We start from the raw sequence: 26,738 nt of genomic DNA on the forward strand, positions 1-26,738 counted from the left end.
ACCGGATCGGGGCAGAGGGCTGCGCGGTTTGCATTGAGGGCGCCGCCGGCAAGCCTTGGTTTCCGGTGCATTGGGCCGTCATCCACGCACCTGTTAAAACCCGGCGACCCCAAAAGATAATATAGTATCATTGTTGTTGACACAGCCTTTATGACGCTTAGTCTCGGGCACAATGAAAGGCCGGCAGGCGCAACCTGCGGCAACAAATAGGAGGGGATATGTCTCGTCGAACATGGTTGCTCGCGTCTGCTGCCGCTTGCACATTTGTCGCCCTGGGGTCTGCCCCGGCGCTCGCGCAGGATGGGCCGGCGCCCCAGGCGCAGGATAACGATGCGCAGGTGCGCGATATCATCATCACCGGTTCGCGCGTGAAGCGCGATGGCTTCCAGGCGCCCACGCCGCTGGTCGTCGTGACCTCGGAGGCAATCGCCGAGCGCGGCGCGGCCAATGTGGGCGACTATCTCAATGAGGTGCCGTCCTTCCGCCCGAGCGTCAGCAACCAGACGAACACCCAGTCGTCCAACCTTTCCGGCGCGACCTTCGCCGATCTGCGCGCGCTGGGGAACATCCGCACGCTGGTGCTGGTCGATGGCCGCCGCCATGTGCCGACTGTGCCGACCGGGCAGGTTGACCTCAACCTGATGCCGACGGTGCTGATCGACCGGATCGACGTCGTCACCGGTGGCGCGTCCGCCGCTTATGGGTCGGATGCCATTTCCGGTGTCGTCAACGTCATCATGAACAATCGCCTGACCGGCCTGAAGGGCGATCTTTCCCTGGGTCTTTCCGAAGAAGGCGATAATTTCGAGCGCCGCGTGGGCCTCGCATTCGGCAGCCCCTTCGCGGACGGGCGCGGGCATTTCACCATCGGCGGCGAATATGTGAAGTCCGATGGAATCGGCAGCTTCGATGATCGCGCCTGGGGCCGTCGCTACGAGGAATCCGTCTCCTTCGCGGCCAACCGTCCGGCCGGCGTGCCTTCCCGCTCATTCGAGAGCGGCGTGCGCTTCGTCAACTCGCTCATCGGCGGCGTCATTCTCGGCAACAATGCCGATACGAACCCGGCCAATGGCGTCGATGCCCTGCGCGGCATCTGGTTCCCGGCGCCCGGTCAGGTCGGCACGTTCACTTATGGCAATGAGAGCGGCGGCTCATCCTACAATATGTCCAGCTCGCAGGGCACGCCGCCCCGTCTCGGACATACGCTGGTGCTGCCGATCGACCGTTATGTCGTGCGGGCGAACCTCAATTATGAGCTGAGCGACTCCGTCGGCATGTTCGTCGAAGGGAGCTATGGCCGGTCCGGGTCCGATTATTCCGGCCCGATGCCGCGTGACACCGCGGTCAGCGGTCCGCGTGCGGTGGTGATCCAGCGGGATAACTATTTCCTGCCGGCGCAGGTCGCGACGATCATGGACGCGAACAATATCACGTCCTTCGTCATGGGTCGGTCCAACCCCGACTTCTCGTCCACGCAGATCGTCAACTTCAACAGCACCTATCGCATCGTCGGCGGGCTGAACGGCAATATCAGCGGATGGAACTGGGACGCTTACGTCCAATATGGCCAGAACAAGCTGGAATCGCAGATCCGCAACATGCGCATCCAGCAGAACTTCATCTGGGCGCTGGATGCGATCCAGCTTCCCAATGGTCAGATTGTCTGCCGCAACACCGTCGCGCGGGCGCAGGGCTGCCAGCCGCTCAACCTGTTCGGCGCCGGCGCGATGTCGCAAGAGGCAATCAACTATGTGAACGGCACGCAGTTCCAGTCGATCACGACCAGCCAGTTCGTGGGCGCCGCCAATATCAGCGGCGAGCCCTTCTCGACCTGGGCGGGGCCGGTCTCGCTCGCGGTCGGCGGTGAATATCGGCGGGACAGCGCCGAAAGCGTCGTGGATTCGCTCGCGGCCGCCGGGGCGTACAACTTCTCGAACCCCAAGCCCTATGAAGGCGCGTTCACGACCAAGGAAGCCTATGCCGAGGTCGTGGTGCCGCTGGCCCGCGACGTGCCCTTCTTCAAGTCGTTCGATCTCAACGGCGCGATCCGGCACACCAATTATGAGGTGTCGGGCGGCGTCACGACGTGGAAGATCGGCGCGACCTGGGATGTGGTCGATGGCGTCCGCCTGCGCACGACACGCTCGCGGGATATCCGTGCACCCAATGCGGCGGAGCTGTTCTCGGTAACGTCCACCCAGTCGACCCTGCGCAATCCGTTCAACGGTGTGTCGCGGTCCTACACGGTGGTCTTCGCGCCCAGCGAGACGCTGGCGCCGGAGAAGGCGAACACCTTCACGGTCGGTGCGGTGTTCACGCCCACCTTCCTGCCCGGCTTCTCGGCCTCGGTCGATTTCTACAATATCAAGATCGACGGGGCGATCGCGAGCTTCCCGGCGCAGCAGATCATCGACAATTGCTATGCCGAGATCCAGGGCGGCACGCCGGGGGCCTTCTGCGCCACCACCTCGCTATCCGGCACCGGCACGAGCACGGAAATCAACTCCGTGACCGTCCAGCTGCTCAATCTTGCCTCGCTTGAAACGCGCGGCGTGGACTTCGAGATGGTCTACCGCTTCAACGCCGGGCCGGGCCGGGTCACGACGCGCCTGTTCGGCACCTATGTCGCTGACCTTATTTCCGACGACGGGCTGGGCGTCGCACCGACCTATAATGCCGCCGGGATCATCCAGACGCGCGGCAGCCGCATCGACCGCGCGGGGCAGTTGGGCGGGTTCACCTCCGGCCTCAACACCGGCGCGACCAGCGTGCCGCATTGGCAGCTCAATGCCAGCCTGGGCTACGAGACGGAAAAGTGGGGCACCACGCTCAACGCGCGCTGGATCGACAAGGGCATTGTGGACGCTACGCTCGTACAGCCGGGCGACCCGGACTATAATGCGGCCTCGCCGATTTCGGTGGGCAATATGAACGTCGCCTCGCGGCTGTATCTGAACTGGACCGGCAACGTCACGCTCATGCAGCGGGGCGACAAGAAGGTGCAGCTTTACGCCGTGGTCAACAATCTGCTGAACAAGGAACCGCCGTTCCCCAGCACGCAGGTGGCCGGCTTCTACGACCGCATCGGCCGCGCCTACAAGGTTGGCGTCCGCTTCGCCTTCTGACCGTTCGGTCCGTGGCCGGGAGCAGCATCCCGGCCACGGTCCGGCTTTTCGATAATGGGGGCCGCGCTCGCGCGCCCTTTTTCATGGCCCCCTCAGCATGAATGGTGATCCTATGTCTGCGACCGATCTTTCCCCCCGGATCAAACCTGTGCGGGGAGCCGATGCGGTCGCCTTGTTCATGCGGCCGCGCTCGATTGCGGTCATCGGCGTGTCGGCCAAGCCCAAGACGGCGGGGCGGACGGTGCTGGCCAATCTCCAGCTCAACGCCTTTGATGGCGATGTCCATGTCGTCGGCCGGGCCGAGGGGGAGATTGACGGTTATCCCGTGACGCAGAGCATCGACGATCTGCCTGAGGGCGTCGATCTGGCGGTGTTCACGCTCCCGGCGGCGGGTGTGAAGGATGCGCTGGAGGCCTGCGTGCGGCGCGGCGTCAAGGCGGTGACGGTCTTTTCCTCGGGCTTTGCCGAGGCGGGTAACCGGGCGGGGCAGGATGAACTGGTCCGCATCGCCTATGAGGGCAATGTCGCGCTGCTCGGGCCGAACTGCCTTGGCTACACCAATCTCGTCAAGGGCTTGCCCATCGGCTTTGCCAATGCCCGCAAGGTCGCCAGGCTGGCACCGGACGATCCCAATCCCGCCATTGCCATAGTCTCGCAGAGCGGCGGGCTGATGGCCTATGCCAGCACCAATCTCGCCGCGCGGCATCTGCCGATGGCCTATACCGTCTCCACCGGCAACGAGGCCGGCATCGGCATTCCCGATTTCATCGATTTCTTCGCGCAGGATGAGGCGACCAAGGTCATCGCCCTGTATCTCGAGGAAGTGCGCGATCCGCAGGCCTTCCTCGCCGCAGCCCGGCGCGCGCAGGCGGCCGGCAAGGCGCTGGTCGCCATTCATCCGGGCCGGGGCGAGAAGGGCAAGGCCGCCATCCAGTCGCACACCGGCGCGCTGGCAGGCGACTATGCCACCATGCAGCTCCATCTCGATCGCGCCGGTGTGGTGCTGGTCGAGACGCTGGAGGAGTGGGTCGATGTGATCGAGCTGCTGGCACGCTATCCGGTCGCGCCGACCAAAGGCCCGGGCGTGCTCACCTTCTCGGGCGGCTTCTGCGCCATTGCGCACGATTATTTCGAGGCGTTGGACATGGAGATGCCCGCCCTTACCGAGCAGACCCGCAGCGAACTGGCGCCGCAACTCCCCGTCTTCATCCCGCCGCGCAACCCGCTCGATCTCGGCACGCAGGCGATTTTCCAGCCGGAGCTGATCCCGCTCGGCACCAATGCGCTGATGGCGGATGGCAATGTCGGCAGCGTGCTGATCGCCATCAACAGCGGCACGGCCGCCTCGCAGCGCGGCTATGGGCCGATGTTCATCGACAGCCTCAAGGGCAAGGATCGCCCGGCGATCATGGCCTTTCCGGCGCCCGAAATGGACCCCGATTTCGAAGCCTCGGTGCGCGCCAACCGCCTGATCCTCAGCCGCTCCATCGAGCGGTCGATGACGGCGCTGTCTCGCGTCACGCGCCATGGCCGCTCGCTGGAGCGCTCGGCGCGCTCGGTCACCCACACGCCCTTTGCCGATCTGCCGATGCTGGGCAGCGGCCCGCAGCCCGAATGGCTCGGCAAGCAGCTGCTGTCCGCCATGGGTATCCGCGTGCCCGCCGGCGGCCTCGCCACCTCGCTGCAGGAAGCCGAGGCGACCGCCGCCAAGGTCGGTTACCCGCTCGCCATCAAGGCGCAGGCCGGCGCACTGGCGCACAAGACCGAGGCGGGCGGCGTCATCCTCGGCATCCGTGACGCCGACGAGCTACGCCGCGCCTGGGACGATCTCCACGCCAATGTCGCCCGCGCCCAGCCCGGTCTGGTGCTGGATGGCGTGCTGGTCGAGAAAATGGCGCCCAAGGGCCTGGAACTGATGATCGGCGCCAAGCGCGATGCCAAATGGGGGCCGGTCGTGCTGGTCGGCCTTGGCGGCATCTGGGTCGAGGCGCTGGGCGATGTGCGCCTGCTCCCGGTCGACATGGCGCAGGAGGATATTATCGCCGAACTGATGAAGCTGCGCAGCGCCAAGCTGCTCAAGGGCTTCCGGGGTTCGCCCCCGGTCGATGTGCAGGCGGTCGCCCACACCGCCGCGCTGATCGGCCGCCTGATGGAGACCATGCCGCAGATCGAGGAGATCGACCTCAACCCCGTCTTCGTGCATCCGCAGGGGGAAGGGCTGACCGCCGTCGATGCCCTCATCATTACCGCTGCGGAGGGGAACTGAACCATGAGCGAGACGCTGGCGACCTATGAGCTGGATGGCGAGATCGCCATCGTCGGCATCAACCGCGCGGCCAAGCGCAACGCGGTCAATACGGAAGTGATGGCGAGCCTGCACGCGGCGTTCGAGCGCGCCGCGTCGGAAGCGCGCGTCGGCATCCTTTTCGGCCATGGCGGCAATTTCTCGGCCGGGCTGGATCTGGCGGAAGCGGCCTCGCGCATGAGTGGCGCCAATCCGCCCAAGCCCTGGGAGCGCGGCCGCTGGACGGTCCCGCTCGATCTCGTCGCGCGCGGGCCGATCCCGTGGATCGCCGCGCTGGAGGGCGCCTGCATCGGCGGCGGGCTGGAGATCGCCTCGGCCTGTCAGGTGCGCGTGGCGGACGAGAGCACCTTCTTCGCCCTGCCGGAAGGCAAGCGCGGCATCTTCGTGGGCGGCGGCGGCGCCGTGCGCATTCAGGGCCTGATGGGCTATGCTCGCATGGCCGACATGATGCTCACCGGCCGCGTGCTGAGCGCCGCAGAGGGCGAGCGCGCCAATCTCTGTCAATATGTTGTGCCCAAGGGCGAGGCGATGGCTAAGGCGAAGGCGCTTGCCGCCAGCATCGCCAGCAATGCGCCGAACACCAATTGGGCCGTGTGCGCCGCGCTCCCCCGCATCGGCGACATGAGCCACAGCGACGGGCTGTTCTTCGAGGGGCTGATCGGCGGATCAGCGCGCAGCAGCGAGGGCACCGACCGCATCCGCGCCTTTGTCGAGCGCGGCGAGAACAAGGTCGCCGCGCCGCCTTCCGACCCGACGAAAGGCTGAACCATGGCGCTGCGGGACAATGCCATTGTCGGCTATGCGGAAACCAGGATCGTCCTGCGCAGCGAGGTCGATGTCTGGGAGCTGGGCGCCGAAATCCTCGACGGCATTCTGGAGCAGACCGGCTTCGAGAAGGGCGAGATCGACGGGCTGATCCTCTCCTCCTCGTCCACCGGCGCCGGCAATATCTTCTGGTCGCAGACCACGGCCGATCAACTCGCGCTGGAACTGGATTTCTGCCAGACGGTGGACATTGGCGGCTCCTCGCCGGTCGGCGCGGTGGCGCGCGCCGCCGCCGCCATCGATGCCGGGCTCTGCACGACCGTCCTCTGCCTCTTCGCCGATACCGCCGTCGCCGAGAATAACGGCCGCCCGCGCTCCTATGGCGCGGAGTGGACCACGCCTTATGGCTATCTCGGCGCACCCGCCGCCTTCGGCATGTTGAGCCGCTATTATCATGACAAGTTCGGCCTGGACGAGCGCGCTCTCGGCAAGCTGGCGGTGGCCCAGCGGGAACATGCCCTGCGCAATGACAATGCCTGCGAGAAGCTGCGCAAGCCGATCACGGTCGATGATTATGTGCAGTCGCGGATGATCAACGATCCGATCCGCCTGCTCGATTGCGTCATGCCCTGCGATGGCGCCAGCGGGGTGCTGGTCACCAGCCGCAAGCGCGCCGAGCAGCGCGGCCTCACGCGCTGTGCGGTGCTGCGCGGCTATGGCGAGCGCACCAATCTGGGCGCCGCCTCGGCCATTGTCGATCCCACCGTCACTGGCCACCGGCAGGCCGGGGAGCGGGCCTTTGCGCAGGCGGGGCTCACCCCGCGCGATATGGGCTCCTTCCATCCTTATGACGACTTCATCATTGCGATCATGATGCAGTTGGAAATGCTCGGCTTTTGCGCGCACGGGCAGGGGGCAGCGTTCATCCACGAGACCGATTTCCTCTTCTCCGGCGATCTGCCGCTCAACACCGGCGGCGGGCAAATCTCCGCGGGGCAGTGCGGTCTGGCCGGTGGCGGCACCAATCTTGTCGAGGCGGTCCGGCAGCTTTTTGGCGATGGCGGCGCGCGGCAGGTGAAGGACCGCCGCCATGCGCTCGTCACCGGCATCGGCGGCATTCCCTATGGGCGGAACTGGAACACCAGCACCGCCCTCATCCTCACGTCGGAGGGCTGAGGCGCATGGCCGATCTCAACGATCTCCTCGATATCGATCGCCCGCTGCCCCCCGAGCGCAGCTTCTCGCGGCCCTATTGGGAAGCGACGCGCGAGAAGAAGCTGCTCATCCAATATGATCGCGTGGCCGGCGCCTATCAATTCTACCCGCGCCCCACGAGCATCTACACCGGCCGCCGCGACACTCTGGAATGGCGCAAGGTCTCCGGGCGCGGCACCATCTTCAGCTACACCATCGTCCGCCGCGCCCGCCCGCCGTTCCGCGACAAGGAGCCCTATGTCGTCGCCATGGTCACGCTGGAGGAAGGCGTGAATGTGATGAGCAACATCATCCATTGCAGCGAAGCCGAGCTGAAGACCGGGCTGGCGGTGAAGCCCTATTGGCATCCGCTGCCCGATGGTCGCCACCTGCTGCTGTTCGAGCCGGCCTGAGGCGTTGCCGCGCGATCCTCTTTTGAATGGCCAGAGCGATGACGCCTGCTTAGGCTAGGCGATATCGAAGGTTTGAGCGAAGGTCTGACACCGCGCTAGCACCCCTTCGTCATTCCCGCGAACGCGGGAATCCAGGTCCACGCCTGCGCCTTGACGCAAGGTCCAAGCTGGATTCCCGCGTTCGCGGGAATGACGAGGGGAGATGGCAGACCGGTGCATCCGCCGCGCGCAAGGGAGAGGACGCATAATGAGTTACATCAAGGGCAAGGTCGCACTGGTCACCGGCGCAAGTTCAGGTCTGGGCTCTGCTATCGCAAAGGAATTCGCCGCAGCCGGGGCCTCGCTGATCGTCGGCGCTCGCCGCAAGGCACCGCTGGATGCCTTCGTGGCAGAGGTCGAAGCGCAGGGCGGGCAGGCGCTCGCCGTGCAGTGCGATGTGTCGCAGGAGGCGGATGTGCAGGCGATGTTCGCCGCCGGCCTTGCGCGCTTCGGGCGCATCGATATCCTCATCAACAATGCCGGCATTGCCGATCATACCCCGACCGATGAACTCACCTTCGCGCGTTGGTCTGAAGTGATCGACACCAATCTCAACGGTGCGTTCCTGTGCGCGCGGGAGGCGCTACGGATCATGAAAGGGCAGGGGGCGGGGCGGATGATCCACATCGGCAGCCTGTCCGCGCAAGTGCCCCGCCCGAACACGATTGCCTATGCCGCGAGCAAGTTCGCGCTGGCGGGCATGAACCATTCCCTCGCCATTGACGGGCGCGATCATGGCGTTGCCTCGTCCATCTTCCACCCGGGCATTGTCGGCACCAATCTGGTGCAGAACATGCACGAGGGCGATCCGCGCGACCGGATCAGCGCCGATGTGGCGGCGCGCGCGGTGCTGGCCATGGCCGATCTGCCCGATCATGTGAACTTCGTCGATGGCACCATATTGCCCCTCAATATGCCCTTTCTGGGTCGCGGCTGACCGCGCCCGATATTGTTGTTTCAAGCAACGGAGTTGTTGACAGGTCGATAGGATGCATGGGAAGCTGAGCCGATAAAAAAAGCATGAATCGGCAAGGCTGGCTACGGAGAGGACAGGCGATGGCCACGACACCCGCGACAGGCAAATACTATCCCGGCTGGTGGGTGGTGGCTGCCGGATTCATCATCTTCTTCTTTTCCTTCGGCGGCCCGACCTACTCCATGTCGCTCCTCTATAATGAGGTGATCGCGGAGTTCGGCTGGACCCGGGCCGAGGCCACCGGCATCTATGCGTGGAAAGGCCTCACCGGCGCGCTCGTCGCCATTCTCGTCATCGGGCCGGCCGTGCAGCGCTTCGGGTTGAAACCGGTCTTCCTCACCGTGCTGATCATCCAGGCGCTGGGCTTCTTCACCTTCCTCAACGTCAGTTCCATCGCCACTTACTTTCTCGCCGGCTTCCTCATTGGCCTCGGGCAAGGCGCGGTGCTGCTCTGCATCAAGCTGATGGTTGCGCGCTGGTTCATGCGTAATGTCGGCTTTGCCGGGGCGCTGGCGCTGGTCGGGTCGAGTGCCGGCGGCGTGGTCTTTCCCATCGTTATCGCCGCGCTCATTCCCGAGATCGGCTGGCGCATGACCTATGCGCTGATTGGCGTGTCCATCCTCGCCGTCTCGGTGCCGCTGGTCCTGTTCGTCAAGCAGAACCCTTCGGAAGAGGATCTGCTGCCGGAGACCGCCAATGCCAAGGGCGTGCTGCCCAGTGCCGAGGTGGCGGCGGCGACGCGCGCGGCGGACATCCCGATGAGCTATGCCGAACTGGTGCGCAAGCCGATGTTCTGGGGCATCATGGTCGGCGTGCTGATCATCGCGGGCGTGGATCAGGGCCTGTTCCAGAACATGCAGCTCTATTTCGTGCAGGAAGTCGGCCTGACTCGCGAGACGGCGGCGTGGCTGCTCTCGCTCACCTCGGCCATTGGCCTTGCCTCCAAGTTCATCGCCGGCAAGTTCTTCGATGTCTATTCGGTGAAGGGCATCGCCGCCTGGTATCTGCTCATCGCCGCGATGGTGCTGCTCGCCTTCCAGGTCTCCAGCCTTTCCACCGCGATCATCTTCATCTGCGCGCTGGGTCTCGCCCATGGCGGACTGGTGTGCGAGGGGCCGGTGCTGGCCAAGCATGTCTTCGGCCCACGCAACATGGACAAGGTTCTGCCCATCGTCACCGGCTGCTTCGCGCTCGGCTCGTCCATCGGCCCGGTGACGCTCGCCTATATCTACGATGTGAACGGCCATTATGTCTGGGGATTCGCGCTGTTCGCCGCCATGGCGTTCTTCGCGGCGTTCCTGCTCACCTTCGTGCGGCCGCTCTATCGGGACCGGCTGCGGGCCGCGACGCAGACCGGCGTGGGCGAGGGGGTGGGGATGGCAACGCCGCGGGCCGCCGCCAAGCCCTCCGCCGCGCTATGAGTGCGCCGGATCTGCACAGCCTCCATGCGCAGGCCGACGCGCTGGAGGAGGAGATGAGCGAGGCGCTGGACGCGATCATCATCAAGTCCACCCTCTACCAGTCCGGCGATGTCGATCCGCGCCTGCCGCGCCCGCCCATCGACAATCCGCGCCGGCTCCCGTTCCTGATGGGGCCGGACCCGCGCCTGCCGCCGATGCCGGAGAAGCCGACGCTGGTCGATTTCTTCCGTCATCGCTTCGGTCCGTCCGCGCACGTCTTGCAAAGCGCGAAGCTGGCGCGCGATGCCGGGCATGACGAGAAGATCGTGCTCGCCTGCCTGCTGCATGACATCGCCGTCACCGGCTTCATCCGCGCCGATCATGGCTATTGGGCGGCGCAGTTGATCGAGCCTTATGTCGATCCCGAAGTCAGCTGGGCGGTGCGCGAGCATCAGGTGGTGCGCTTCTACCCCGATGAATCGGTCGGCTATGACTATCCCGAAGCCTATATCCGCTTCTTCGGCGCCGATTACCGGCCCGATCCCCATATCGACCGCGCCTATCAGCGCGCCCGCAACCACAAATGGTATATGAGCGCGCGGCTCGTCACGCTCAATGATTTCTACGCCTTCGACCCCAATGTCGTCGTGGAGATCGAAGAGTTTACGGACATCATCGGCCGCCATTTCCGCCAGCCGGAGGAAGGGCTTGGCTTCGATGACAGCCCCTCCGCGCACATGTGGCGCACCATCATGATGCCGACGCGCTTTCTCTGAACAGCCTTGTCGAAAGCGCCCGCCATCGGTTGCTAACCGCATCGATATTGTTTACTGAGTCTACAATTATATGCCCGAGCGGCAACAATCTGGGAGCGGAGCGGAATCATGGCGGAGATCGTGCTGGGAATGTGGACATCGCACGGGCCGACCCTCTCGACCACGCCCGAGCAATGGACCCTGCGCGTCGCGGCCGATCTCAAGCGCCAGCACCCTTTCCGCGGCGCGGAATATAGCTTCGATGAGCTGGTCACGCTGCGCGCGGGCGAAAACCTCGCCGAGGCCTGCACCCTGCCGGAGCGCGAGCGCCGCTCGGCCGCCTGCCAGAGCGCGATCAGCGACATGGCCGACCGTTTCGCCGCCGCCAAGATCGATGTCGCCGTCATCATGGGCAATGACCAGCGCGAGCTGTTCCTGGAGGATGTGACGCCCGCGATCACCGTCTATCTCGGCGAGACGATCTGGGACCAGCCCGCCACCCCCGAGCAGGCCGCGCGGATGCCGCCGGGCATTCATGAGGCCGAGTGGGGCCACAGCCCGCCCGAGCGCCGGGATTATCCCTGCCAGCCCGAGCTCGGCATGCACGTCTGCAAGTCCCTGGTGCCGCAGGGCTTCGATCTTGCCGTCTCCAAGAAGCTGCCCGAGCCCGCCGGCCACTGGTCGAGCGGCGCGCCGCACTCGCTCGGCTTCATCTATCGCCAGATCATGCGCGACGCGGTCGTGCCCAACCTGCCGATCCTCATCAACACCTTCTTCCCGCCCAACCAGCCCACCGCCCGCCGCTGCTTCGAGCTGGGGCGCGCGGTCGGCAAGGCGATCCGCAGCTGGAAGCAGGATCTGCGCGTCGCCGTGTTCGGCTCGGGCGGCATGAGCCACTTCGTCATCGACGAGGATTTCGACCGCATGTTCTTCGAGGCATTGCGTACCCGTGACGCGGAGACGCTCTGCGCCATCGAGGACAAGCACCTCCAGTCCGGCACCTCCGAGCTCAAGACCTGGATCGCCGCCGCCGGCGCGCTGTTCGACACTGATCTCACCGGCGACGTGGTCGGCTATGAGCCCTGCTACCGCTCGGAGGCCGGCACCGGCACCGCCAATGGCTTCGTCGCCTGGCAATAAGCCAAGATTTTTCTGAGGACGGATGATGACAGCAACAGACCCCCATGTCGCGCGGCTGCGCAAGCTGGATGCCTGCGCGGTGTCGGACACGCTGGACAAGCTGGGCCTGGCCGGCTGCGTGACCGGCCTGCGTTCGGCCTCGCCGGGCCGCCGCATCGCCGGGCGCGTCCACACCGTGAAGCTCAAGGCCGGCAACGCGCCTGCCGACCGCCCCCCGGTGCATCTGGGCGCTGCCGCCATCGACGCCAGCGGCCCGGACGATGTGATCGTGGTCGAGCAGCGCACCGGCATCGACGCCGGCTGCTGGGGCGGCATCCTGTCGCGCGGCGCGCAGCACAGGGGCGTGGCCGGCGTGATCTGCGAAGGGCTGGCCCGCGATGTCGATGAGGCGCGCGAGATCGGCTTTCCGGTCTTCTGCCGCGGCTACACCGCCCGCACCGCGCGCAACCGCGTCTATGAGGATGCCACCGATGTGCCGGTGACGGTGGGAGATTTCTCCGTCGAGCCCGGCTTCTACGTCATCTGCGATTCCAGCGCGGCGGTGTTCATCGCGCCAGCCGACATCGCCCGCGTGCTCGATGCCGCCGAGGACATCGTCCGCCGCGAGGGCGAGATGACCCGCCGCCTCGCCACCGGCGAGAGCGCCAGCTTTGTGCTCGGCGCCAACTACGAATATATGCTCAAGGGCGACCATCAATGACCGACGACAGCAACGTCACCCGCGCCGCCGCGCTCGATACCGCCACCTTGAGCGACGCGCTCGACCGGCTCGGCATCGTCGGCCAGTGCCACCAGATCGCCGGCCGCGACCCCGATTTCCGCATGGCCGGCCGCGCCTACACCATGCTCTGCGGCCCCGCCTCCACGCCCCCCGGCACCGTCGGCGATTATATCGACGATGTCCCCCCCGGCCATGTCGTCGTCATCGACAATGGCGGCCGCGAGGATGCCACCATCTGGGGCGACATCCTCACCGAGATCGCCCATCGCCGGGGCCTCGCCGGCACCGTCATCGACGGGATCAGCCGCGATGTCTCGCTCTGCCGCGCGCTCGGTTACCCGGTGTTCAGCAAGGGCCACTGGATGCGCACCGGCAAGGACCGGGTGCAGGTCGAGGTCACCAATTGCCCCGTCAATATCGGCGGCGCCCGCGTCGCCCCCGGCGATATCCTGCGCGGCGACCCCGATGGCGTGATCGTCATCCCGCAGGCGCATGAGGAGGCCGTCCTCGCCGCCGCCGAGGAGATCCACGCCGCCGAAGAGAGCATCCGCGTTGCCTGCCGCACCGGCATGCGCCTCGATGAGGCCCGCGCGCAGTTTAAATATCACAGCCTTCAGACACGTCAGAAATAAGGGGATCACCCGATGATCATCGACTGCCATGGTCACGTCAGCGCTCCGGTGGAGCTTTGGGCCTATAAGGCGAGCCTGCTCGCGCATCGCGGCTCGCACGGGCGCGGCAGCGTCAAGGTGACGGACGAGCAGATCATTGCCGCCGCGCACCACAAGGAGACCTGGCCGGACGGGCACATCGAGCTGCTGCACAATCACGGCACGGACATGCAGCTCATCTCGCCGCGCCCGTTCCAGATGATGAACTCGGCCAAGCCCGCGCGCGTCGTCCACTGGTTCTGTGAGGAGGTGAACACCCTCATCCACCGCCAGTGCACGCTCATCCCGGAGATGTTCATCCCGGTCGCCGGCCTGCCGCAGGTGGCGGGCGAGCCCATCGAGAATGTCTTTGCGGAGATGGACCGCTGCGTCGCCATGGGCTTCAAGGGCTTCCTGCTCAACCCGGACCCCTATGAGAATGGCGCCGAGGAAGCCCCGCCGCTGGGCGACCGCTACTGGTATCCGCTCTACGAGAAGCTGTGCGAGCTGGATCTGCCCGCGCACATCCACGCCACCGGCTCCCAGTCCGAGCGCTCGCCTTATTCGCTGCACTTCATCAATGAAGAGACGATCGCCACCTATAACCTCTGCACCTCATCGGTGTTCGATGATTTTCCGCAGCTCAAGGTGGTGGTGAGCCACGGCGGCGGCGCCATCCCCTATCAGCTCGGCCGCTTCGAATCCCAGTCGCGCCGCACCAAGCACCTCTTCTCTGAGCGCATGGCCAAGCTCTATTTCGATACCGTGCTCTACACCGAGGGCGCCCTGCGCCTGCTCATCGAAACCGTCGGCCCCGAGCGCTGCCTGTTCGGCTCCGAATGCCCCGGCGTCGGCTCCACCATCGATCCCGCCACCGGCAAGCAAATGGACCACATCGCGCCGTTCATCCAGAAGTTCGACTTTTTGAGCGACGCCGACAAGAAGCTGATCTTTGAGGACAATGCGCGGAAGGTGTTTAATTTGGAGGTTTGAGGGGGACTTGGCGTTTGCTGGAAGAAGTATTGTTATCGGCATGCCCTGAATTTATGCGGAGAGCGACGCTGAGGAATTGATCGTTCGGCTATGATTGGGGGTAAGGGATGAGAAGTAAGCGCGGAATTTTAGTATCCGTGTTGGCATTGCAATTATCGGCATGCGGAGGGGGAGGCGGAGTGGCTTCAACTCCAGCGCCACCAACCCCCAGTCCATCGCCGACCCCAGCGCCTACACCCAGTCCATCGCCGACCCCCATTCCATCCCCTACACCTACACCTACACCTCCGGCGATTGTATTGCCTCCAATCGCAGGGCAAAACAGTAGTGGTCATTTCGCAATCACCGCGGGGGACTCAAAAATACTATCTTACGATGCACCGAGTAAATCTTTTAAAATAGAGGCCGCATACGGCTCGGCCCCCTATCCAGCAGTAACATTTAATGTCGAGCACATCGTCACCGGGGAAAGCAATTACACGACTTACCAGCGAGCGGAGGGGAGTGGACCGGGCCAGATCTCTCGACTAGCACTATCGCTTCCTGGAGACGAAAATGGCAAGATACAGCTCTACCATTCAGGATACGGCTCGTTCGGTGCAAATTCGCTCGGCCCACTGACCCCATGGTATTTTACCTTTGGACAGACTCCAACCTCGACACCCCTGTCGGGAACGGCAACATATTCAGGGCTAGTGGAGGGTTGTTCTGTAGCCTGCGGCAATAGAATTAGCGGAACGTCGACGCTCAATCTCAATTTTCAATCGGCAACGCTCAGCACAGAACTGCATCTATTGTTCTCTACTGAGGCTGGATTCACCCAACTTACACCGATCAGGCTAAGCGGACTGGGCAATCTCGATATATGGAACGGCTCGGCGATCGAAGGTTCTGTGCGCAGTACCGATGGCAGCGTGCGAGGCCGCATTAACGGCGGCTTTTACGGCTTGAATAATGAGGAATTCGGTTTCCAGTTTAACACGTATCAACCTAACGGGCTTTACAATCTTCAAGGTATCACGATTGGCACCCGAAACGGTCAAGCCCCTGCTCCCGACGACCAAAGACTTGATGCCGCCGTGCAACGTGGGGAAGTCTTCGATGGCCCTAGCGCTCATATCGCGCTGAGGCACGACGGATCAAGAGACGCCGGTCTCTACGCTTCTCTACAAAACCGAATACGATACGATCCAGCAACTGATCGCTACACGTTGACGCGAGAATTCTTCAGCGGGATCGTAGAGTTTGGCGCGCCGGAACAGCGTGGTGTACTGAATAATTTAGCAATTTATGAAGTAGCGGAACCCTTAGACCCGGCCAACGTGGCCAAAAATGTCGCAATCGAGCTTTTCAAGATCGGCTCTGCTAACAGCGCGATCAATCTCACCTATTTGACCTATGGTTTCCTTGCATACACCGAAATCAACGACGCTCAGATAATCAATAACTACCGGACATTTCTCTATGGGGTTGGAACACCGACCAGCGCGATCCCAACAACGGGATCTGCCAGTTTCACCGGTATAGTGGACGGCATTTATACGGATATGAACGGCAGATATAGAATATCGGGCACATCGGCTCTAGTTGCCAATTTTGTTGATCGGACGCTGACTACCAGCCTAACCTTCACCGGTTCAAACACCGTTGATGGGGGACCAATTTTAGCGAGCCAGACCTTTAATGGGGAAGGTGCGTTTAAAAACCACCAAAACCCTCTAAGTGTGCAGTATGAAGGGCTTTTAAGCAATTCGACCGATGCCGCTATACGCGGACAATTCGCGGGCAAGTTCTTCGGCCCACTTGCCGAGGAATACGGCTATAGCTTTACAATCAACAATCCTACGATTGTGGCTGCTGGTGTAGCGCTCGGGAAGCGCTGATCCCTTCACCCTCGCTTGCCGCCGTACCCTTCTCGTTGAACAAGATGGATCACACCATGGGGGATGAGATGCGCTACTCGATCATCGCAATGTCACTGCTGCTCGCAGCGTGCGGCCAGCAGCCTTCCGAACAAAGCGCCGATGTCGCTGGGGAAGCAGCCGGTCCGGATGTGGCCGTCACCCGCACGCCGGGCGTGTCGCTGACCTATAGCTACGGCTTCCGTCTCCCGCCGGAGCGACTGGCGACCGCGCAGGAGGCGCATGCCGCGCAGTGCGAGGCCCTGACGCCGGCGCGCTGCCGCATCACCGGGATGAGCTATCAGGTCTATCATAACCGCACGATCAGCGGATCGCTCGCCATGAAGCTGGCGCCTGACGATGCGCGCGCCTTCGGCAAGAAGGGCGTGGCGATCGTCACCGAGCATGGCGGGATGCTCACCGATGCGCGGATCGACAGCGAGGAATCGGGCGCGGTCGTGGAGGGGGCGCAGCGCGACGAAAAGGCCATCGCGGAGGAGCGCGCGCGGATCGAGCAGCAACTCGCCAAGCAAGGTCTGCCCGCTGCTGAGCGCACTCAGCTGCAGGCGCGTCTTGTCGACCTGTCGGACCAGAACCGGCAGGCGGTGACCACGCGCGCCGAGGCAGAGCGCAAGCTCGCGGATACGCCCGTGACGTTCTCCTACAGCTCGGGTCAGGTCGATCCGAGCCTGAGCGACGGGCCGCTGTTGGGCGCCATCAAGGATGGCTGGGTGAATGTCGTCGCGGGCATCGCTGTCCTGCTCATGCTGGCGATCACGCTCCTGCCGTGGATCGCGGCCGCCGCTGGGCTGGCTTTGGCATGGATTGGCATCAAGCGCCTGATCGCGCGGTTCAGGCCGAGCGCGCCGCCTGAAGAATGAGGCTTGGGAGCTGGGCGCTGGGCAGGCCGCGCAGAGCGTTTAGCCAATAGACGTCGATCATCGCCGCCCTGGGCTCTTGCCTGCGCAGGAGCACATGCGGAGATCGGGCGGGAGAGAAGCTTGCGACCTCATGCTCCGTGCTCCTGCGCAGGCAGGAGCCCAGGGCGCAGCGGGCAGACCTCGCAATTATTGGCTCCCCAAACGAAACGCCCGGCCAGATCACGCCAGCCGTGCCGTGCTATCAGCCACCCGCTGCGCATCACGCCGCCAATCCTGCCACGCGATCCCGCCCCTCCGCCTTGGCGTGATACAGCGCCTTGTCGGCCCTGACGACGGCAGGCTCGAAGCCTGTTTCCGCCGCCGTTACCTGCGAGAAGCCGATGCTGACACTCCATGATCCCGGTGCAGCGCCAGCGGCGCGGCATCGGTTCATCAGCGCCTCGACGATCAGGCGTTGCCCTTCGCAACTCGCCGGCAGCAGCAGGATGAATTCGTCGCCACCAATGCGTGCGAGAGCGCCGTCTTGTGCCTGTGCGATCCGGCCTGCCTCCTGCGCAATGCCGCGCAAGACGGCGTCGCCTGCCTCATGGCCATGCAGATCGTTGACGGCCTTGAAATGATCGACATCGATCGCGACGACGGCCGCGCCAGGCGCGAGCAGACGCCGCTTCTGCACCTCCAGGCCCGCCCTGTTCCATACGCCGGTCAGCGGATCACGAAGCGCTGCGGCGCGCAGCGCGTCCTGCGCCTGATCGATTGGCAGAACCAGCAAACCAAGATTGATGATGCCGAGCAACGCCTGATCTGCGAGCAGCGGCAGGCTGCCCAGCGAGTGGTCGCCCGAGAGCACGCCCAGATCGCCCACCAGCGAAATCAGGAATATGGGGATGTAGGCGAGCAGGCCTGCGCCTGCGATCCGCTGCCCGCGTAATGGCCCGGAGATCATCGCTGTCCCGTTGATCGCCATGGCTGCGGTCAGGCCAAGAACATCGGCGATCCGTGGGATTTGGGAGTCTGCCGGGAGCCAGCCTTGGGCCATCAGCCACAGCGGCCCAAGATGGGCAACGCCGATGACCAGCGCCGGCAGCGCCATCCACGGCGCGAGAACGGGCCCGCCTTCGAACCGGCGAACGCCCATGACGGAGACCGTATTGCTGAATGCGAGCATCATCAACAGCGCCGTCGCAGCGCCCATGCCGCGCTCACCCCACAGGGCAAAGCCGATCATCACACCGCCGTAGAGAAGCGCGCTTGCTGACCAGAACAGCAGATAATCATCCGCTTTTCGGCCACGCCAAAGCAGCAGAAATACGATGCCAAAAGCGCTCGTATTCACGAGGCTGCAGAGCTGCAGCGTGTCGATGTCCAGCAGATTCATGATTCATCCGATCTTAAAGCTCTCCTGTCCGAGATCGGGTTAACAATGCGTGATGCCTGCGCATTTCATCGCAGCGGACCACCGTGTTTTGAGATCAGCCGTTCAACGGGCGCCAAGGTCGCGGACGTGGCCGGACGGGGAGGGCGCGGTTTGAATATCGGGCGGAGGTTAGCGCTCGGCTTGCTCCGCTTGTCGCCGCCCTGGCTCCTGCCTGCGCAGGAGCACGGAGGATGAGAGCCAAGCTTCACGCCCGCCCAATATCCCAGTGCTCCTGCGCAGGCAGGAGCCCAGGGCGCCTCGCAGCCACGCGGCATCCCCCAACAAAAAAAGCCCGGCCAGATCACGCCAGCCGGGCCAGTCTGATGCCGAGAGAGGTCGGCTGATCGTGCGCGCGCCGTCCGCCGCCCTCAGGCGTCGACATAGCCCTTGTTATCCTGGCTGATGCGCATCGCCTCCTGCTGCAGCTTCAGCACATGCGCGGGCTGGCCATATTGGAAGATGAAGCGCTTGAGGTGCAGCGCGCCGCCGGCTTCGATTTCCTCGGCGGTCATGCCTTCCATCACGGCGTCGCGGTGGATGGTCGGCAGGGGGATCGCCTTGTTGATCGCGGGGTCGCGGATGATCGCCTTGGGGTCTTCGCCGCGGCCGATCTTCTCCATGTCGCGCAGGAACTGGCGGCGCATCATGCCGATGCCCTTGTCGCTCAGGCCGAGATTTTCCTGTGTCCGGTCCGAGATGGTGCCCTGGCCGATCCAGGCGACGAAATCCTGGTTCATCACATGGCTGGTGATCCACTCGCCGCGCTCGTCCTTGATCGGGCCGAACCAGACCGGGATGGATTCCTGCACATAGGGCTCGGCGTCGCGCGGCACGCGGGTGAAGAACCAGCCGACGCTCATCATCGTCTCATCGTCGATGGGCACGCGGAACTCGAAATGGTCGCCGGTGAACATCGCATTGGGCCACAGGCAGGCGCGGCCGATGGTCCACAGCGGGTTGGTCTCGTCCGTATCCTCGCGGATGCGGTTGTAGGTGAAGCCATAATCATATTCGCGGAAGTCGATCTTGAGGTGCTTGGGGCCATAGGGGCCGGTCTCGCCGCGCAGGCGCTTGCTCCAATTGGCGTGCATCCACTCGAAGTGGATCGGGTCCATCGAGTTTTCCTGCCCCTGCAGCCAGTTGCACGGCAGCTCGGAGATCACGATCTGGCGGAAGCCGTTCTTCCACGAGAAGGGCTCCCAGTCCGGCAGCTCGGGCGCGGGGAGGGGGCCCATATAGGCCCACAGCAACCCGGCATGGGCGCGGACCGGATAGGCCTTGATCCGCACCTTGTCCTTGTAGCGCCCCTGTGGATTGGCGGTATCCTCGAAGGGCTGCTCGGTGCAGGCGCCCTGCGCATCGAACATCCAGCCATGATAGCTGCAGCGCAGCCCGTCGGGCTCGACCATGCCGCAGGCCATGTCGGCGCGGCGGTGGGGGCAGTGGCGGTCCATCAGGCCGAACTGGCCGGAGAGGTCCTTGTAGAGCACCAGAGTCTCGCCCATGATCCGCACCGGCTTAGTGGCGCGCGTCTCGAACTCGCTCTCCCCGGCGATGGGGTGCCAGTAGCGGCGCAGCAGCTCGCCCATGGGCGTGCCGGGGCCGACGCGGGCCAGCTTTTCATTCTGTTCTGCAGACAGCATGGCGCATCCCTCCTTGGTCATCTGCCGGGAATCCGTGGGGGCGCCCGCGGACTCATGTCGTCTTTGCCAATTCGTTGTCATAGACAACAAAGTGCGTCAAGCCCGTGTTTGCCGCACGGGCCTTTTTGTTGTGCGCGGGCAGCGGCATCCCTTATACCGGTCCGTTCGAAACCAAGGGGGACCTGTTCTGTGGCCAGAAAGAAGGCCGGCGCATCGGTGGATCGGCCGAGCTTCCGCAACCTGATGACCTTCCGCCTCCATATGGTGGCGCGCTTTTCCGAGGGGATTTCCGAGGAGTATTATCGCCGGCACCTGGGGCTCTCGCTGCCGGAATGCCGCGTGATCGGCATCACCGCCAGCTATGGCTCGGTCTCCTTCAAGCAGGTCGCGGCGGATGCGCATCTGGAGAAGAGCTATGCCAGCCGCGTCGTCTCCTCGCTGGTCGAGCGCGGGATCATCGAGAAGCAGGCCAATCCGTCGGACAGCCGCTCGGTGCTGCTCCAGCTCACCGATCATGGCAAGACCGTGCACGAGCAGACCTATGCCCTCGCGCTGCGCCTCAACGAGGTGCTGCAGATGCCCTTCACCCGCAAGCAAAGCGATGATTTCTTGGCGTTTCTCGGCCAGCTGGATCAGCAGCTCAAGCGCGTGAGCGGGGTGGTGGAGGATGTCGATGCGCTGGGCAAGGTGCCCCGCATCGAGAGCGCCCCCGCGCCGGAGACCCGCAGCGATGGCGCTATGATGCTGGACCGCGCCTTCGCCCAGAAGCTGCACGACATGCTTGGCCGCTACCTCGCCGAAAACCCCTGAGCGTTTCGCGCGGCACGATTTCGGGGTTGTAGATTCAAACAACAATATCCATGCTCCCGCGCAAACGAGTCAGGAGATGATGGATGGGCGAGGGAACAGTGCTGGAGCGGCTGGCGAGCGTGGCGGGTGCGGATGCGCATCTCATCGGCGGCAAGCTCGTGCAGGGCGCTTTCGAGGACGGGGGGCGTAGCTTCGCGGTGATTGATCCCGCCACCGGTCGCCCCTTCGCGCTCTGCCCGGAGGCCTCGCAGGCCGATCTCGATGCCGCCGTCGCCGCCGCCCGCGCCGCCTTCCCGGCCTGGGCCGCGCGCACCCCGGAGGATCGCAGCGCGCGCATCCACGCCCTGGCCGACAGCATCGCCGCCGCGGCCGATCGCCTCGCCCCCTTGCTCACCCGCGAGCATGGCAAGCCCATCGAGCAGGCGCGCATGGAGCTGACCGTCGCCGCGCATCACATGAAGCAGCTCGCCGCGCTGGAGATCGGCGATGAGGTGCTGCGCGATGATGCGCGCGGCAAGGTGGAGCTGCGCTACCATCCCCTGGGCGTCGTCGGCGCCATCGCGCCGTGGAACTTCCCCATCGCGCTCGCCATGCACAAGGTCGCGCAGGCGCTCTACACCGGCAACACGCTGATCCTGAAGCCCTCGCCCTACACGCCGCTCACCACGCTGGCGGTGGGTGCGCTCGCGGCCGATGTGCTGCCCGCCGGCGTGATGAACGTCCTCGCCGGCGGCAATGATCTCGGCGCCTGGATGACCGCGCATGAGGGGATCGACAAGATCAGCTTCACCGGCTCGGTCGCCACCGGCAAGAAGGTGATGGCCAGCGCCGCCGCCACGCTCAAGCGCATCACGCTGGAGCTGGGCGGCAATGATGCGACGCTGGTGCTGGCCGATGCGGATCTGGACAAGGCCGCTGCCGGCATCGCCCGCAGCGGCTTCTACAATTGCGGGCAGATCTGCATGGCCATCAAGCGCGTCTATGTGGCCGAGCCCGTGCGCGATGCCTTTCTGGAAAAGCTGGTCGAGAAGGTGCGCGCGCTCAAGGTCGGCCCCGGCAGCGAGCCCGGCATGGACATGGGGCCCATCCAGAACCTGCCGCAATATGAGAAGGTGAAGGCCTATCTGGAAGACGCCGTCGCCCGCCCCGGCGCGCAGCTGTTGACGGGCGGGAGCGCGAGCAGAGGGGCGCGAGGCGGCGAGCACGGCGAGGGGGGCTATTTCATCGAGCCGACCATCATCGCCGGGCTGGATGAGAGCGTGCCCCTGGTCTGCGAGGAACAGTTCGGCCCGGTCATGCCCGTGCTCAGCTTCACCAGCGAGGATGAAGTCGTGCAACGCGCCAACGCCACCCGCTTCGGCCTCGGCGCCTCCGTCTGGAGCACGGACGAAACCCGGGCCCGCGCCGTCGCCGGGCAGCTGATGGCTGGCACGGTCTGGATCAACCGCCACGGCCTCAACGAGTCAGACGTGCCCTTCGGCGGCATGAAGGACTCCGGCTACGGCCGCGAGCATGGCGTGCTGGGGATACGGGCCTATCAGGAACTGCAGGTGGTGAGCCGGCCAGTGGGGTGAGGGGGCTAAAGCCCCCGCGCCGGAACCCGCCCCCGTTCGTGTCGAGCGAAGTCGAGACACGCTTGGAAGGGAGCTTTGAGCGACCGCCTGATCGCTTAGGTGTAAATCGGTCAGAAATACTCTTGCCAAAAGTTCCCGTACTCGGTTAGCAGTCAGCTAGCTTACGCGATTAGTGCTTTTGCGCTGGTTCGGCGTTTCGCCGAATCTCATATTATTGTTCCCAATTGGGGCCCTGAAAGAGAGCGATGCGAAGTCGCCTTGAAGGACGCTCCGCTCGATTTCGCATCGCTCTCTTCCAGGGCCTAGGTAAGCAGATGTTACCATTCATGGATGACTTGGACGTCGGATCACTCCACGTCCAAGCGCCAACAGAGGTTATTTTTTTGTGTGGCGGTCGCTACGACGGCCCCAAGGAAGATGGGCTGAAATCGCTCCGCCACGCCTTCCATTGTATTTCGGAACATCCATCCCTCAAAGGCCGGGACATTATTCTGGCAGAGGACGTGACGCGTCGATCTGACTTCGCAAAATATTATGACAATTTCTTGCTGTTTGAGAGTGATATTGCTCAAATAACCGAACTTGTTATTCTATTTTGTGAAAGTGCAGGCAGCTTTGCGGAGCTTGGATCGTTCTCTTCTTATGAAGAAATATATCGGCAAATGTTGGTGGTGATCCGCGATATTTATTGGGAAGAAGATTCTTTTATAAAACTTGGACCTCTATCTTTTCTAAAGAAGAAGTGTGGACCATCATCCGTTTTTGTAATCAGAGATGATGCAATAGGAATTAAGAGCAATTATGATAATAAGGATGATATTTCTGGTCTTAATATAGACAAGTTTAAAGAGGTAATACAAGAGCCTTTGAGAATCAGACTAGAAATAACTAAAGAGCCAACAACTTTTAATTCGTCCAGAACTGGGCATCGTATAAAATTAATTGTAGGTTTGATTCAAGAGTATAGAGCGCTCTCGGTGAATGAAATCGTGTCTGCTATGGCGCATTTCAGTGTGGATGCAACCGAGGCTGAAGTTAGGTGCTATCTTCTGTGTGCCCATTCGGTCGGCTGGATAGAAGAAAAGGCCTCTGGCTTCGATTCCTACTGGATTCCTATTCAAGAAAACGAGGCTTTGAATTATCCAGTTAGTGAGCAGGCCGAGGAGCGCGATCGAACTAGGCGTCGCGTAAAAATTCTGGATCACTGGCGTCAAAAAGACCACAATCGTTATAGGTTGGTTGTACCTGCTACTCAGGAGCAGGATCTATGAGCAAGCTTGTTCGATTTTTATCCATAAAAACCGGCCTCAGCGAGCTAGATGTCGAGCGAATAATCAACCGTGCGCCCGATACCTACAAAAGTTATCCGATCCCGAAGCGTAATGGGAAAGGCGAGCGAATTATTTCGCAGCCCGCACGCGAGGTAAAAGTTTTGCAACGTGTGCTAGTGGAACGGCTTCATGACCTACCAATTCATGATGCCGCGATGGCGTATCGTAAAGGCGTCTCTATTCGATCAAACGCTCTCAAACACTCGCAGAACGGCCCCATCAGAAAGTATGATTTCCAGTCATTTTTTCCGTCGATCAAGGGATCAGATTGGGAGCATTATTGCCTCCAACATCAGATTTTTTCTGATCCGTCAGACGTCGCACGTAGCGTCAATCTGCTCTTCCATCGAGCAGCGCGGGGCCACATTCTGCGCCTTGCAATCGGGGCGCCTGCATCCCCATGGCTTTCTAACGTACTATTATATGAGTTCGACGATTCTGTTTCGCGCGCGGTAGCCAAGGATCGTGTCACATACACACGGTACGCGGATGATTTAACTTTCTCGGCTCCTAGAACCGGGCATCTGACGGTAGTGGACGGAATCGTTCGCAGGACGATCAGCGAAATTGATTCTCCCCGACTAAAATTGAATGAAGCGAAAACGACTGTTGCAACTAAAAAGTATCGTCGGGTTGTGACCGGCCTGATACTCTCTGATAATGGAGAGGTTTCTATTGGGCGTGATAAAAAGCGCCTAGTAAGGGCGCAAGTTCATCACGCACTGGAAAATAGTGTGGGCGAAAAAAATGCTAACAAACTGCTCGGATATATTGCTCATGTTCGTTCGGTCGAGCCGAGTTTTTACTACAAACTATTGGCGCACTACGGTGAAGATTTTGAGGCGCGCGTCCGCATGAAAAGCGCATCTGTCGAGCCTTCTATATAGCTGCCTGGGGCAGGGCTTGTTTTGGCGTCAAACCGGACAGTCGTCAGCTTCACCTTTTAGTTCCGCCCCACCTTCACCTCCACCAACACCTGCCGCTTCTCTTCCCGGATCACCCGCGCCGCCTCGCGCAGCGTGTCGGCCAGCGCGGCCGGGTCGGCCACGCGCGCGGTCCAGGCGCGTGAGGCCTGCGCGATCTTGCAGAAGTCGGGCAGCGGCTCGAGCGAGGTGATCGGCATCACATTGGCGCGCGCCGCGTGGCCCTTGGGGTAGATGCCCAGGGTCGATCCGCGCACCGCGCCCCAGATGCCGTTATTATAGACGATGGTGAGCAGCGGTAGGCCGTGCGCCTCGGCGATCTGGTGGCAGGCGACCGGATTGGCGAACATGTAGCTGCCATCGCCCACCGTCGCGACGACCAGCCGGTCGCGGTCCGCCAGCTGCACGCCCAGCGCGGCGGGGAGCCCCCAGCCGAGCCCGCCGGAGATCGGGTTCTGGAAGAACTGGTCGCCGCGCAGCCCGGTCACGAATTCCGGCTTGGCGCCCAGCTCGCTGACGATGCAGCCCTCCGCGCCGATCAGTTCCACGATCGCGCGGGTGACGAAGGCGGCGGACATGGGCGGCCCGGCCCGCACCGCGCTGTCCAGCTGCGCGCGCCGCGCGGCGTGGCGCTCGGCCAGCCGGGCGAAGCGGGCGGAGCGGTCCCGCGCCAATGTCGGAGGGGGCGTCATGGCCTGCATCGCCTCGTCCAGCGCGGCGATGATGTGGGCGGAGTCGCCGGTCAGCGCCAGATCGGTGGCAAAGCCGCGCAGGGGCACTTCCAGCTGGTGCGGATCGGCCCCGGCCTGGATCACCGTCGCCTGCTCGGCAAAGCCGTGGCGGTGCGGCAGCCAGGGCACGATGGCGTCGAGCACCAGCACCACGTCCGCCGCCGCCAGGTCCTCGCCGGGGTCGAACCCGCCATGCATGGGCGAGGCGCCGTCGATGGAGAGCTGCGAGGGCCAGAACTCGACCACGGGGATCGCGTGGCGCTCCGCAAAGGCGGTGAGCGCGTCGAAGCCGCCACCCCGCGCGCCGGTCCGGAAGGCGACGATCAGCGGGCGCTCCGCGGCATCGAGCAGCCGCGCGGCCTCGGCCAGATCTTCCGGATGCGGCGCGGCGCGGGCGGCGGCATTGCGCGGCTTGCTGTCGCGATAGGTCGTCACTTCGCACAGCGCCTCGCGCGGCAGGCCCAGATACACCGGGCCGCGCGGGCTGGAGGTGGCGATGGCCACGGCGCGGTCGACCAGCGGGGCGATCTGCTCGGGGCGGGAGAGGGTGGCGTCCCACTTCACCGGCTCGCGCACCATCGCGGTCTGGTCGCGCATGTTCTGGCCCCAGTTGATCGGCGAGTTGCGGTGGCCGACCGGCCCGTGCTCCGTATGCGGGGTGATGCCGCTGGCGAGGATAATCGGCACCTGGTCGGAGGCCGCGTTGAGCACGCCCATCACGCAATTGGCCAGGCCCACATTGGTGTGGACCATCACCGCCTGCGGGCGTCCGGTCGCCAGATAATAGCCATGCGCCATGCCGAGCGCGGCTGTCTCGTGCGGGATGAGGATGGGCGTGGGCACCTTGAAGTCCGCCACCTGCGCATGGGCAAAGCCCTCGATCACCGGCGCAAAGTCCGTGCCGCCATTGGCGAACAGATAATCGATGCCATTGGCCGCCAGCCGCCGCAGGAAGATCTCGCCCGCCGAAGCCTCGATCATGGGGGCTTCGATATCCGCCGTCTCCGCAGGGGCAGAAACAGGTTGCGCCGGACTGACCATGAAATCTCCT

General features: G+C 63.5%; 22 protein-coding genes. 19 read left to right on the top strand and 3 right to left on the bottom strand.

Going from position 1 to position 26,738, the window contains the following annotated elements; translation table 11 throughout:
- Positions 1-218: 218 nt before the first annotated feature.
- The 15 genes from M2341_RS05350 (at position 219) to M2341_RS05420 (ending at position 17,258) form a co-directional block, all read left to right on the top strand.
- Positions 219-3,125, top strand: coding sequence for a TonB-dependent receptor domain-containing protein (locus tag M2341_RS05350; protein WP_264574655.1), 2,907 nt, complete (start codon positions 219-221; stop codon positions 3,123-3,125).
- A gap of 112 nt (positions 3,126-3,237) precedes the next feature.
- The gene (locus M2341_RS05355; RefSeq protein ID WP_264584508.1) at positions 3,238-5,391 is read left to right on the top strand and encodes an acetate--CoA ligase family protein; all 2,154 of its coding nucleotides are present in this window, start codon (positions 3,238-3,240) and stop codon (positions 5,389-5,391) included.
- A gap of 3 nt (positions 5,392-5,394) precedes the next feature.
- Positions 5,395-6,195, top strand: coding sequence for a crotonase/enoyl-CoA hydratase family protein (locus tag M2341_RS05360; protein ID WP_181558952.1), 801 nt, complete (start codon positions 5,395-5,397; stop codon positions 6,193-6,195).
- 3 nt (positions 6,196-6,198) lie between these two features.
- Positions 6,199-7,371 (top strand): thiolase family protein, encoded by a 1,173-nt coding sequence (locus M2341_RS05365; RefSeq protein WP_264584509.1) that lies wholly within the window; start codon positions 6,199-6,201, stop codon positions 7,369-7,371.
- Positions 7,372-7,376: 5 nt separating this feature from the next.
- A complete protein-coding gene (locus M2341_RS05370; RefSeq protein WP_264584510.1) occupies positions 7,377-7,802 on the top strand; it encodes a Zn-ribbon domain-containing OB-fold protein in 426 nt (141 codons plus the stop codon).
- 247 nt (positions 7,803-8,049) lie between these two features.
- Positions 8,050-8,778 carry an SDR family oxidoreductase gene (locus M2341_RS05375; RefSeq protein ID WP_264584511.1) on the top strand — a complete coding sequence of 243 codons (729 nt, stop codon included), beginning with the start codon at positions 8,050-8,052 and terminating at the stop codon, positions 8,776-8,778.
- A 119-nt stretch (positions 8,779-8,897) separates the two neighbouring features.
- Complete coding sequence (locus M2341_RS05380) at positions 8,898-10,238, top strand: MFS transporter (protein WP_264584512.1); 1,341 nt, start codon at positions 8,898-8,900, stop codon at positions 10,236-10,238.
- Positions 10,235-10,993 carry an HD domain-containing protein gene (locus M2341_RS05385; protein ID WP_264584513.1) on the top strand — a complete coding sequence of 253 codons (759 nt, stop codon included), beginning with the start codon at positions 10,235-10,237 and terminating at the stop codon, positions 10,991-10,993. Before M2341_RS05380 ends, M2341_RS05385 begins: the two co-directional genes overlap by 4 nt.
- Before the next feature lie 108 nt (positions 10,994-11,101).
- On the top strand, positions 11,102-12,112 hold the full coding sequence (locus M2341_RS05390) for a protocatechuate 3,4-dioxygenase (protein WP_264584514.1): 1,011 nt from the start codon (positions 11,102-11,104) through the stop codon (positions 12,110-12,112).
- 22 nt (positions 12,113-12,134) lie between these two features.
- Entirely contained in the window at positions 12,135-12,812 is a 678-nt protein-coding gene (locus M2341_RS05395) for an RraA family protein (RefSeq protein ID WP_264584515.1), read from the top strand.
- Complete coding sequence (locus tag M2341_RS05400; protein WP_264584516.1) at positions 12,809-13,465, top strand: RraA family protein; 657 nt, start codon at positions 12,809-12,811, stop codon at positions 13,463-13,465. Before M2341_RS05395 ends, M2341_RS05400 begins: the two co-directional genes overlap by 4 nt.
- A 12-nt stretch (positions 13,466-13,477) precedes the next feature.
- A complete protein-coding gene (locus M2341_RS05405; protein WP_181558959.1) occupies positions 13,478-14,476 on the top strand; it encodes an amidohydrolase family protein in 999 nt (332 codons plus the stop codon).
- A gap of 160 nt (positions 14,477-14,636) precedes the next feature.
- On the top strand, positions 14,637-14,804 hold the full coding sequence (locus M2341_RS05410) for a hypothetical protein (RefSeq protein WP_264584517.1): 168 nt from the start codon (positions 14,637-14,639) through the stop codon (positions 14,802-14,804).
- Positions 14,776-16,359: a transferrin-binding protein-like solute binding protein gene (locus M2341_RS05415; protein ID WP_264584518.1), complete on the top strand. Its 1,584-nt coding sequence runs from the start codon at positions 14,776-14,778 to the stop codon at positions 16,357-16,359. Before M2341_RS05410 ends, M2341_RS05415 begins: the two co-directional genes overlap by 29 nt.
- Before the next feature lie 56 nt (positions 16,360-16,415).
- On the top strand, positions 16,416-17,258 hold the full coding sequence (locus M2341_RS05420; RefSeq protein WP_264584519.1) for a hypothetical protein: 843 nt from the start codon (positions 16,416-16,418) through the stop codon (positions 17,256-17,258).
- 259 nt (positions 17,259-17,517) lie between these two features.
- On the opposite strand, the gene M2341_RS05425 is transcribed toward M2341_RS05420, so the two are convergent.
- Both M2341_RS05425 and M2341_RS05430 read right to left on the bottom strand, forming a co-directional pair.
- Entirely contained in the window at positions 17,518-18,636 is a 1,119-nt protein-coding gene (locus M2341_RS05425) for a sensor domain-containing diguanylate cyclase (RefSeq protein WP_264584520.1), read from the bottom strand.
- Positions 18,637-19,043: 407 nt separating this feature from the next.
- Entirely contained in the window at positions 19,044-20,318 is a 1,275-nt protein-coding gene (locus tag M2341_RS05430) for an aromatic ring-hydroxylating dioxygenase subunit alpha (protein ID WP_264584521.1), read from the bottom strand.
- A gap of 189 nt (positions 20,319-20,507) precedes the next feature.
- On the opposite strand from M2341_RS05430, the gene M2341_RS05435 reads away from it, so the two are divergent.
- The 4 genes from M2341_RS05435 to M2341_RS05450 all read left to right on the top strand — a co-directional run bounded on the left by M2341_RS05435 (position 20,508) and on the right by M2341_RS05450 (position 24,920).
- A complete protein-coding gene (locus M2341_RS05435; protein WP_181558965.1) occupies positions 20,508-21,128 on the top strand; it encodes a MarR family winged helix-turn-helix transcriptional regulator in 621 nt (206 codons plus the stop codon).
- A gap of 83 nt (positions 21,129-21,211) precedes the next feature.
- Positions 21,212-22,702, top strand: a complete 1,491-nt coding sequence (locus M2341_RS05440; protein WP_264584522.1) for an aldehyde dehydrogenase family protein — start codon at positions 21,212-21,214, stop codon at positions 22,700-22,702.
- A gap of 326 nt (positions 22,703-23,028) precedes the next feature.
- Positions 23,029-23,973: a retron St85 family effector protein gene (locus M2341_RS05445; protein ID WP_264584523.1), complete on the top strand. Its 945-nt coding sequence runs from the start codon at positions 23,029-23,031 to the stop codon at positions 23,971-23,973.
- Complete coding sequence (locus tag M2341_RS05450) at positions 23,970-24,920, top strand: retron St85 family RNA-directed DNA polymerase (protein ID WP_264584524.1); 951 nt, start codon at positions 23,970-23,972, stop codon at positions 24,918-24,920. Before M2341_RS05445 ends, M2341_RS05450 begins: the two co-directional genes overlap by 4 nt.
- Positions 24,921-24,976: 56 nt before the next feature.
- Here M2341_RS05450 and M2341_RS05455 read toward each other — a convergent pair whose 3' ends face one another.
- Positions 24,977-26,728 (bottom strand): thiamine pyrophosphate-requiring protein, encoded by a 1,752-nt coding sequence (locus M2341_RS05455; protein WP_264584525.1) that lies wholly within the window; start codon positions 26,726-26,728, stop codon positions 24,977-24,979.
- Between the last annotated feature and the right edge of the window lie 10 nt (positions 26,729-26,738).

The organism is Sphingobium sp. B7D2B (assembly GCF_025961895.1).
GTDB lineage: Bacteria > Pseudomonadota > Alphaproteobacteria > Sphingomonadales > Sphingomonadaceae > Sphingobium.

Excerpts from the sequence above, each read along its gene's own strand:
- M2341_RS05370 (WP_264584510.1), top strand. The coding sequence starts at position 7,377 with ATGGCCGATCTCAACGATCTCCTCGATATCGATCGCCCGCTGCCCCCC.
- M2341_RS05390 (WP_264584514.1), top strand. The coding sequence starts at position 11,102 with ATGGCGGAGATCGTGCTGGGAATGTGGACATCGCACGGGCCGACCCTC.
- M2341_RS05365 (WP_264584509.1), top strand. The coding sequence starts at position 6,199 with ATGGCGCTGCGGGACAATGCCATTGTCGGCTATGCGGAAACCAGGATC.
- M2341_RS05410 (WP_264584517.1), top strand. The coding sequence starts at position 14,637 with ATGCGGAGGGGGAGGCGGAGTGGCTTCAACTCCAGCGCCACCAACCCC.
- M2341_RS05405 (WP_181558959.1), top strand. The coding sequence starts at position 13,478 with ATGATCATCGACTGCCATGGTCACGTCAGCGCTCCGGTGGAGCTTTGG.
- M2341_RS05455 (WP_264584525.1), bottom strand. The coding sequence starts at position 26,728 with ATGGTCAGTCCGGCGCAACCTGTTTCTGCCCCTGCGGAGACGGCGGAT.
- M2341_RS05360 (WP_181558952.1), top strand. The coding sequence starts at position 5,395 with ATGAGCGAGACGCTGGCGACCTATGAGCTGGATGGCGAGATCGCCATC.
- M2341_RS05355 (WP_264584508.1), top strand. The coding sequence starts at position 3,238 with ATGTCTGCGACCGATCTTTCCCCCCGGATCAAACCTGTGCGGGGAGCC.
- M2341_RS05375 (WP_264584511.1), top strand. The coding sequence starts at position 8,050 with ATGAGTTACATCAAGGGCAAGGTCGCACTGGTCACCGGCGCAAGTTCA.
- M2341_RS05350 (WP_264574655.1), top strand. The coding sequence starts at position 219 with ATGTCTCGTCGAACATGGTTGCTCGCGTCTGCTGCCGCTTGCACATTT.
- M2341_RS05450 (WP_264584524.1), top strand. The coding sequence starts at position 23,970 with ATGAGCAAGCTTGTTCGATTTTTATCCATAAAAACCGGCCTCAGCGAG.
- M2341_RS05395 (WP_264584515.1), top strand. The coding sequence starts at position 12,135 with ATGATGACAGCAACAGACCCCCATGTCGCGCGGCTGCGCAAGCTGGAT.
- M2341_RS05440 (WP_264584522.1), top strand. The coding sequence starts at position 21,212 with ATGGGCGAGGGAACAGTGCTGGAGCGGCTGGCGAGCGTGGCGGGTGCG.
- M2341_RS05425 (WP_264584520.1), bottom strand. The coding sequence starts at position 18,636 with ATGAATCTGCTGGACATCGACACGCTGCAGCTCTGCAGCCTCGTGAAT.
- M2341_RS05420 (WP_264584519.1), top strand. The coding sequence starts at position 16,416 with ATGGGGGATGAGATGCGCTACTCGATCATCGCAATGTCACTGCTGCTC.
- M2341_RS05430 (WP_264584521.1), bottom strand. The coding sequence starts at position 20,318 with ATGCTGTCTGCAGAACAGAATGAAAAGCTGGCCCGCGTCGGCCCCGGC.
- M2341_RS05385 (WP_264584513.1), top strand. The coding sequence starts at position 10,235 with ATGAGTGCGCCGGATCTGCACAGCCTCCATGCGCAGGCCGACGCGCTG.
- M2341_RS05400 (WP_264584516.1), top strand. The coding sequence starts at position 12,809 with ATGACCGACGACAGCAACGTCACCCGCGCCGCCGCGCTCGATACCGCC.
- M2341_RS05380 (WP_264584512.1), top strand. The coding sequence starts at position 8,898 with ATGGCCACGACACCCGCGACAGGCAAATACTATCCCGGCTGGTGGGTG.
- M2341_RS05445 (WP_264584523.1), top strand. The coding sequence starts at position 23,029 with ATGGATGACTTGGACGTCGGATCACTCCACGTCCAAGCGCCAACAGAG.